Origin of the sequence: Frankia sp. Hr75.2, assembly GCF_949319125.1 — a bacterium.
Classification (GTDB): Bacteria; Actinomycetota; Actinomycetes; order Frankiales; family Frankiaceae; genus Parafrankia; species Parafrankia soli.
Map to the genome: position 1 here is coordinate 43,269 of NZ_CASGGV010000301.1, position 8,207 is coordinate 51,475.

The 8,207-nt window shown below is 67.0% G+C and carries 6 protein-coding genes and 1 pseudogene; 4 read left to right on the top strand and 3 right to left on the bottom strand.

Annotation, left to right across the window (positions count from 1 at the left end):
- Positions 1 to 61: 61 nt before the first annotated feature.
- Positions 62 to 2,806: a GH116 family glycosyl-hydrolase gene (locus AC559T_RS24755; RefSeq protein WP_498870260.1), complete on the bottom strand. Its 2,745-nt coding sequence runs from the start codon at positions 2,804 to 2,806 to the stop codon at positions 62 to 64.
- Positions 2,807 to 3,702: 896 nt separating this feature from the next.
- On the opposite strand from AC559T_RS24755, the gene AC559T_RS24760 reads away from it, so the two are divergent.
- The gene (locus tag AC559T_RS24760) at positions 3,703 to 4,329 is read left to right on the top strand and encodes a TetR/AcrR family transcriptional regulator (RefSeq protein ID WP_131625093.1); all 627 of its coding nucleotides are present in this window, start codon (positions 3,703 to 3,705) and stop codon (positions 4,327 to 4,329) included.
- Between the two features lie 88 nt (positions 4,330 to 4,417).
- Here the strand turns inward: AC559T_RS24760 and AC559T_RS24765 are convergent.
- Both AC559T_RS24765 and AC559T_RS24770 read right to left on the bottom strand, forming a co-directional pair.
- Positions 4,418 to 4,673: pseudogene (locus AC559T_RS24765) on the bottom strand (serine/threonine protein kinase); the annotation flags it as partial.
- Between the two features lie 26 nt (positions 4,674 to 4,699).
- Positions 4,700 to 4,861, bottom strand: a complete 162-nt coding sequence (locus AC559T_RS24770; RefSeq protein WP_160144234.1) for a hypothetical protein — start codon at positions 4,859 to 4,861, stop codon at positions 4,700 to 4,702.
- A 957-nt stretch (positions 4,862 to 5,818) separates the two neighbouring features.
- Here AC559T_RS24770 and AC559T_RS24775 point away from each other — a divergent pair.
- The 3 genes from AC559T_RS24775 (at position 5,819) to AC559T_RS24785 (ending at position 7,990) form a co-directional block, all read left to right on the top strand.
- The gene (locus AC559T_RS24775; RefSeq protein ID WP_498870261.1) at positions 5,819 to 6,538 is read left to right on the top strand and encodes a hypothetical protein; all 720 of its coding nucleotides are present in this window, start codon (positions 5,819 to 5,821) and stop codon (positions 6,536 to 6,538) included.
- A 109-nt stretch (positions 6,539 to 6,647) separates the two neighbouring features.
- A complete protein-coding gene (locus AC559T_RS24780; protein WP_498870262.1) occupies positions 6,648 to 7,193 on the top strand; it encodes a hypothetical protein in 546 nt (181 codons plus the stop codon).
- Positions 7,194 to 7,231: 38 nt separating this feature from the next.
- On the top strand, positions 7,232 to 7,990 hold the full coding sequence (locus tag AC559T_RS24785; RefSeq protein WP_498870263.1) for a DUF7662 domain-containing protein: 759 nt from the start codon (positions 7,232 to 7,234) through the stop codon (positions 7,988 to 7,990).
- Positions 7,991 to 8,207: the final 217 nt, after the last annotated feature.

Consider the following 8,207-nt stretch of genomic DNA (forward strand, 5'->3'; position numbering starts at 1 on the left):
TGTCCGGATCGCCCTACCAGGCCGGCGTGGGCTCCGGCCTGGCAGGCAGGATCAACCGGCGTCAGGACGGTTTCTTCACCGCGATTGCACTGACCGCGTCGTAGAGCGACCAGACAGAGCGGGTTCGCGTGTATCCCGGAAACCGGGAGATAAGGTGATCGTCTACGAACCAGCTCTCGGGCGTTGCGAAGGCGTAACCGTTGCTCTCGATGTCGTAGATCTGGATTGCGCACCCCTCACCGAGCTTCAACGCCTTTTCCGCGATGCCCTTGTCCTTGACCTTGGCGCCGATTCGGAATGCTCCCGCGGCGGCCAGGAAGGCGATACCCGGGATGACCTCGTTGATTTCTGTGGTCCTCAGCGAACTAGGGTAGATACTGAAATCCGGCTTGAGGATGATCGGACCACCCATCAGGTTCCCCTCGGGATCCCTGAACCGGATGAATGAATCCAGGGTGTTCTTCAGGTGAGTACGGGCGTGGTCCAGATCGACGACGTCAGGTAGGCCGAGCTCCATCGCGACGAGCTGACCGGCGAAGGACTCGAGCCAGATGGCGTCCGGCGGCGGCACCGGCTTGAAACGGCCCCTGATCGTACCGGAACGATCACCGATCCCGCCGGTGCCGTCGCAGTAGCGGTATCGACCGGTGGCCGGGTTCCAGAAGATCCTCTCAAATTCCTCCTTCGCCGCCGCCAGCTCCTCGTCGAGTTCCTTCTGTATCTCGGGCGTGGCCTCGTCGATACCGAGTCGGGCAGCCTGGGGCGTCAGCGTCGAGAGGATTTGAAGCGACAGCAGATACAGCCCGCAGTTGTAGATTCCGTGACCGTTCACGACGGCCTGATCCATGGTGTTCGGCGGGTTGTTGGATGCCGGGTCCGCCGGCAGGTGAGAGCCGGTCGGACGGAAGAACTGAGAGTATTTCAACGCCTTCAGCATCGGCGCGTATCCGTATTCCAGCAGATCGTCGTCGTCGTAGAACTTGATCAGTGCGTACGTTCGGTAGATGAGCTTGTGCGGGCAGTCACGAAAGGGATCTCCGGCTTCGTCCGCGAACAGATCACCGAGATCCGTGGCGGGCGGAGCGGGCGGATTTCCCGCTGTGGGCGGCTTGGAGAACGGGAGATTCTGGAACGACGCCGTCTGGGTGATGTAAGGTCCTGAACTTCTGAAGGTCTGCTGAATCACGCGCCCGATTCCCAGCGGATTCTGCCTGACCATCTGGAGTAGCGGGCGAACACGGCCCAGCTCCATGCTGCGGAACAGCTTCGCGAAGACGAGGTAGCCGGAGCTGTCCATGTCGACTTCGTTCGTCTGTGCTCCACCGCCCCCGCCATCGGTGTGAAAATAGATGTGGGTGTCCGGGATCGCGGATCCCAAACGAGGCGAGGTGCCCTCCTCGGCACTCATCGGCATCGTGTTGCTGACGAGCCCGGACTCCCAGAATGACCCATTGAAGATCATGTGATACAGCTCGTTCAGAGACGCCTTGCGTAGCCACGGCGGAACCTGTGGATTCTCGGCGATCGGCTTCCACCACGACTCGACGACGGCGAGAGAGTCATCGTACCGAGCCAGCTCCTTCCGGGCGATGGTGAAACCCTGCCTGAAGGGATACGAGTCCTGGACGTAGTCGTTGGTCCGGGATGTCTTTCCACCGAGGAACGCCGTGTACCGACGCATCCAGACGGCCCTCGTCGTCGCGTCTTCCCCGTCGTAATAGACCTGTGGGAAGTCCCAGGAAAGGGCGAAGCGAAGAGTCTGTGTCTGGTCGGGCTCCAGGGTGAGCGCCACGGCAACCGCGCCGGCCGAGGCCGAGTGGTCGATGTCGCCGTTCGGCAGCTTCCCGTCCGCGCCAGCTGCGGAGAACGGGGCGTAGATGTCGCTCCCGTCGCCCGATCCGTCCCATGAGGTGCAGTAGGTGAGCGTCTGCCCGGCGAACGGATGCGCGGCGATGGTCCACTCTGACGTCACGGTGTCCGGCGTGTTCTCCGGGGAGTCCGAGCCGAGGGTCACCCCGCCTATACCCGACGCGGAATCGCGATCGAACCTGCTGTAGAGACCAGTCCGTACCGAACCCGTGGCGAAGGCCGGGGCGTTGGGGAACGTCAGCATGACTGACAGCTTGATCTGCTTGTCGGTGGGATTGTTCAGCAGCATGTCGAAGAATGCCACCGGCATCGACGTGCGCTCGTCCTCGTTGGCCACGATCGGTGACCAGATCTTGGTGGAGACCTTTGACTGGAAGCCGTTGTAGGTCATGTACCCGAACGGGAAGAGTACAGCGTAGCTGCCGTCCCCGGGCTTCAGTGTGTTCCAGGCGGGCAGGACGCCGCCAAAAGTGCGGTCAGGGGCGGTGTTGGTGTGCGGCACGGCCAGTGTCCTGACCGACACGCCCCCGTCGCCTCCGACGACCTCCTCGCGTATGTGGAACGCCGCCTGCGTGAGGGTGCGCATCTCCCAGAACTCTGTGGTCGGCTGCCCGCCCATGTTCCACGGCCCGAACGTCCCGCACTGGTTGAGCATGAAAGAGCCGCCGCCGACGCCCCCGAGTGGGAGGCCCAGGCCGGGTACGGACAGGCCCGCCCCCACACTGCGGAAGACAGGGTTCGGGACTCCTGTCCTGCACTGCTGATCCCCGAGCGCGTTGCAGGATCCCGCCGGCACCGCGCCGAGCTTGCGTACGTAGGCAGCCTCGGGCACAGGGTGAACGACCGGCTTCACTGCGGCCGCGGGTTCGCTTCCGGTGCAGGCAGCAAGCGCACCGCCGAACGCCGCGAGGCCGGCCGCCGCAGCTGTGCCGCGCACGAAGGTCCTGCGCGAGACGCCACCGCCACTGTGTGCGCCGGATAATTCTCTCTCACCCATCACGCCGCCCTTCCGAAGGTGAAGTTCGTCTGTTGGTGCGAGGCCCGGAAAGGCGGTGCGAAGATGACCTCGCCGGGCTGGTGTCACGACGTGGCCGCCGAGGAACAGGCGCCGCCGTCAGGGCTGAACTGGTTCCACGCCCCGAGCACACCGTCGAAGCTCCGCCGTGGAGCAACGGTGTCGTGCCATGTGGCGAGGGCCTAGGACGGTCGCGGCACAACCGACGTCCCGGGAATGTCAGATATTCCCCGCGGGATGGTGCGCATCTCCCAAAAGTCCGACGACCGCGAACGCCCTGGTCCACGGCTCGGAGGGCCCCGACAGGTTATGGCGGAGCCAACCGACACCGCCGGGCGGAATGCCCTGACCGGGCACGCTCAGGCCTGCGAGCGCATACAGGCCCCTCCGCACGCCAGTGGCGCACACCCGGTCGCCCATCGCACTGGCAGGGCCGGCCCTCGCGAAGCCCCAGACGCGGACATACGCCGTCTCTCAAACACTCAGGCCTCCGTCGGCCCTTGTCGGCCCCCGGAACCGCCGCGATGGGCGCGAACCCGCCGAACGCCTCTGCGGTGCCGAACCGGCGACGGGCATGGCACTCCCGAGGATGATCACCCTGTGCGGAAGACCTCGCCAGCGCCCGCCGCAACCCCTCTGGGATCTTCCGGTGGTTCCATAGCAGTCCCCAGCTCCACGTTCGCTCCATCACGTCACCAGCCTGAGCCGTCTCAGGGGCCGCTCGTCGTCCGCCGGGAAGCCGAACCACATCTTCCTGACAGGTCTGTATGGTTATTCGGAGGTCGCGCCTTGTCAAGCCCATCGGGAGTGCCCGGCTGATGCCACCGAAGAAGGGAACGCCGAACCGCCGGGGGGTCGCCCGGCGGGAGCAGATCCTCGACGCAGCCGTCGAGCTGTTCGCCCGGTACGGCTACCGCGGGACCGGGCTCCTCGAGCTGGCCGAGCGCATCGGCATCAGCCACAGCGGGATCCTCCACCACTTCGGCACCAAGGAGGATCTGCTCCGCGCCGTCATGGTCCGGCGCGACGAACTCGTGGATCAGGCGGCGACCGACTACGCGGGCAAGGGCATCTTCGGCGCCCAGGACCTTCAGACCCCAACCGAACCCGACATCGTCATCCGACTGGTGACCGTCCTGCGGGCGGAGAACCTCGACCCAGAGGACCCCCTGCACGACTACTTCGACCAGCGCGACCAGCAGACCCGCGGCCTCATCGCCGACGAGATCCGGCGAGGGCAGCAACGCGGCGAGATCCGCAGCGACATCGACGCCGCGGCGAAAGCCACCGAGATCGTCGCCGTCGCCCTCGGGATCGAAACCCAGTGGCTGCTCAACCCCACCCTCATCGACCGATCCGCGATCCTCCGCTCCTACCTGCGGGCCCTTCGCGACGACCTCACCCGCCCGGACGCACCCCGACAGCAGACAGAGACGCCGAAGTAAGTCCGGCCCATCCGCGGCTTCGGCGGCACCCGGGGACGAGCGCTCGTTGCACCACCCCTGATGAACGACGGTTGTGCAGACGAGGCCGACGGGCCGCCTCGACCTCCCGCCGGAAACGGCGGCGGTACTCCTGGTCCCCGGCCCGATCCGGCCTGATCACCTTGACCGCGACCGGCCGCCCCCGCCGGTCGCGCACGTAGTAGACAGCGCCCATCCCGCCCACGCCCAGCCGGCTCAACAGAACGCACAGGCCGATGACGGTCGGCTCGTGCGGCAGCAGGGGGTCCCCGGGGGACGATCACCCCGGCCGCCGGAACCGTGCGCCCCTCCGGGTACGGCACCATGCCAGACGACTGTGTCAGCCTCTGACCTACCCGGTGGGTGAGCCCGCCGCCGGGCCGCGACGCGGCGGCGATGGCGCGAGATCGAACTCCAGGTGCAGGGCGGTCAGGCCACGCAGGATGAAGGTCGGCAGGTACTCGTAGCGGCGGGCTGCAGGCCCACGAGCAGCAGCCCGCTCGCCCTCGAACACGCCAGCGAGACTCGATCACCGGCGGAGAGAGTCCAACTACCAGCCGCGTTGTGTGCCGGGGCAGTTCCGCGGTTGTGTGGTGGTCTTCGAAGGACGATGTTCTTGGTCGCGGCTGTCAGGACCAGGCCTGCCGCCGACCTCCTCGCTCGCGCTCAGATGATCCGGAGCTCCTTTGGACTGGCGATCCACCAGCGCCGACGTCAGGTAGTAGCCGTCGTCGTCCCGCGCCACCTGCTTGTCGCCTCTCGGCAGGGCCCTCACGAGGAAGCCCCGGGGGGAGAGCGCCCCGTAGAACGTCCGCCGCAAAAGCGGACGGTCTACCAGACTCGATCTTGAGCACCGTTGCAGGTCATGGCGCCGACGCGACCGGGCCTACCGAGCTTCGTTGCCATACGAGGCCCATACCTTGTGGCAACGTCCGTGAGCACAGGCCTCGTGACCTCCCACCCGGAAATCCGAAACAGACCGTCACCGAGATCGCATGGCTCCGTTGCCACACCCGTTGCCATAAAACGATCAACCGGTGATCGACAAATCCCGTCATTTCCGCAGGTCAAAAGGGTGGACAGAACCGGGCACAACCCGAACCGCCAGCCCACGATCCCCGGGCCCACGATCGCCATCCCCGATCACACGAACAGGCCGCCTACCAGCGGAAATGCAGGGCGACGCCGTCGTACGTCCACAACCGACCCATCGGCCGCCGCTGCCGGATGACACCCGTGCGGCCGGGGCGCCATGCGCGGCCCCGTCCCACGGCCCGACGTACCGGGCCCAGGGCGCGCCGATGTCCGGGTCGGCTACCGTCGCCGGGTGGGCTGGAGCTCGATCGCCAAGGCCCGCGGGGTGTAGCCCGGTCAACCAGCGTGAAGCCCTGTCGGGGAGGAGCTCCGCGTCCCAGAGGCCTCAGGGGCTGCTCCGGCGAGAATTGTCGGTACTGGGGGATACGTTCCGCGTGTGACTACTCCTGTCTTCTACGCGCAGGCACAGGGTGCGGGCGTCGTGCTGGGTGTCGAGCCTGCGCTCGCGAGCTGGGACAGGGCGAGCTCCCTCGGCCAGGTGCGGTCAGCCGCCTTCATCGACGAGGTCCACGGGGCCGTCGCCGAGCCGATCCGTGCGACACCGGGTCCGCTGGCATTGCGGCTCGACGTCGGGTTGGCGAGCAGTGTGCCGCTGCACACGGCGCATGATCTCGACAATTATCTGTTTCCGCTCGTGCCGAAAACGACCGCGCGCACGGGGCGGGATTTCGTTTGTGTGTGGGCGACCAAGCGTCATGCGGCGACCTCGTCGGTCGGGGTCGCCACGGCGGTACCGGCCGAGGACCCGGGTGGGGCGTGCGTGTTCGAGGTGCGCACGACGGCGTCGGCGAGCACGACCGCCTACAAGGAACAGATTCGTGACCAGGTCGCTGCGGCGGAACCATTGCCCGGTGGCGGTGTCGCCTTGCAACTGGCGTTCGTCGTCGGGCCTCGCCGGGCGTGGCCGAACCTGTGGAAGGCGACGATCGACGCGCTGGGCTCGGTCCTCGGCCGCGACGACGGCGCCCGCGAATGGAACGCCCGCGACGGCCGTGTCACCGATCTCGGGCTGCACTGCACCGTCGACCCTGCGGCTGGCAACGAGATCACGATCGCGGTTCGGGCGTCCGCGGGCAGCGAGAGCACGGCCGCGTGAGGACGCCGGGTATTCGTGTTTCTCAGGTCCACCGGGCCGTGGCCCTCCACGGCCCGGTGGACCTGGCTCCCGCCACGGCATGGTCATGGCTGCTGAAAGGCTGTGTGGCATGGATGCGCAGGTATGTCCCTTCCACTCGGACGAGTTCGTCCGGCCCGCGAGGATGGATGACGGCTCGTGGATGTTCGTCTGCGAGGTGGGCGGCGGGCATCCCCAGCCAGGTCCACACCGCTGGCTGGTGGCCGCCCCGCAGGCTGCCGGGCAGCCCGGGTTGAGTGGGTTGGCGGAGGAGTTCGGCCTGGATGTCGAGCTGCCTGCCGCGCTCACCGAGTACCGGGGCCGGTGGGTGGAATACGGCCTGGTGGAGCGGGCGTACGCACGTCGCAGGCCGGAGGACTTCACGCGCCTGGTGACGCACTACGGGCATCGGGAGCTGGCGCCTAGCCAGTACACGGCGTCGGCGTTCCTGGCCCACACGCTCGGACGGCTGGCGAAAGGCGGCGCGGTGGCGCTGCGGTTCGGTCCGGCGACCGGGCGCTGGTCGTACAACTCGACGATCTCGTGGTGGACGCTGCTTCCGTCCCCCGACTGGACCGAGCGGCTCTCCTGGGCCGACGCGGACGTGGAGATCGACTACCTGCCGGCGCATCACTGAGACGATCACATCCCACCGAGATACCGAGGTATATGCCCGTGACCCGACCCGAGGAGACGGCCAGCGAACGCGGACGCAGAGTCATCGAGATCCTGTGCGCGCACGGCACGCGGCTGGGTTTCGAGGTGGCCCGCGAGTACCCGGTTCAGGGCGGCCGACTCGACGTCGTCTGGCTGGCGCCCCAGGGCCTCGCAATACCGGGATTCGAACGCCCACTGCCGGCGGTCGGTTTCGAGGTGGAATCGAGCTGGAGGACACGCAAGCACATCAAGGGCGACTACCTGAACCTCGCCGACCTGAGCGCCGGCCTCGGCGTCATCGTCCTGCTCGGGGACGGCGAGGAGGTGGAGGCGACCCGCCGGTTCGCCGAAACCCTGGACCGCCCCGGACCGCGGATCCTCATCTGGTCCGAGCAGGACGTCCACCGGCTCACCACACACGCCCCCCAGACGCCGACCCTGGCACCGGACGACGCCAACCCGGCACCTTCCGGCGGCCAGCACGCCGCCGGCGACGGCACGGGAACGCCACAGGGAGAGACAAACGCCCACGCCGGGAAGTACCGCGCCTTGTGGGCCTGGCTCCGAAACCAGACCGCAGATCGTTTCTCCAGTACCTTCGCCGAGATCGAGGAAATCATCGGCATGCCCCTGCCGCCGTCGTCCCGACGCCACCCCGCCCACTGGCACGGATTCGAAGGCAGCGCCGTGGCACGCGCGATCCACGACGCCGGCTGGACAGTCAGAGACCTCGACATCCCGCACGAGAGGTTGACCTTCGTCCGTCTGTCGAGATAGACGAACAGAAGCCGCGGGTCGGCAAAAGCAGGCGGACCTGTGCGGCGCCTCACCTGGCCTACCGGACGTCCCGCTGACGAGACAGCCGGCGCCTCCTGGCCACCACGATCACGACCCGGCAAGGAACGCCGGATCAGACAGCGGTTCGCATTGTGCGAACTTTGCACCCAGCAAAGAGTTCGACAAAATCCCAGGTCATACCAATAGTCACAGTGAC

Coding starts and splice junctions, on each gene's coding strand:
- AC559T_RS24780 (WP_498870262.1), top strand. CDS start 6,648: ATGGATGCGCAGGTATGTCCCTTCCACTCGGACGAGTTCGTCCGGCCC.
- AC559T_RS24760 (WP_131625093.1), top strand. CDS start 3,703: ATGCCACCGAAGAAGGGAACGCCGAACCGCCGGGGGGTCGCCCGGCGG.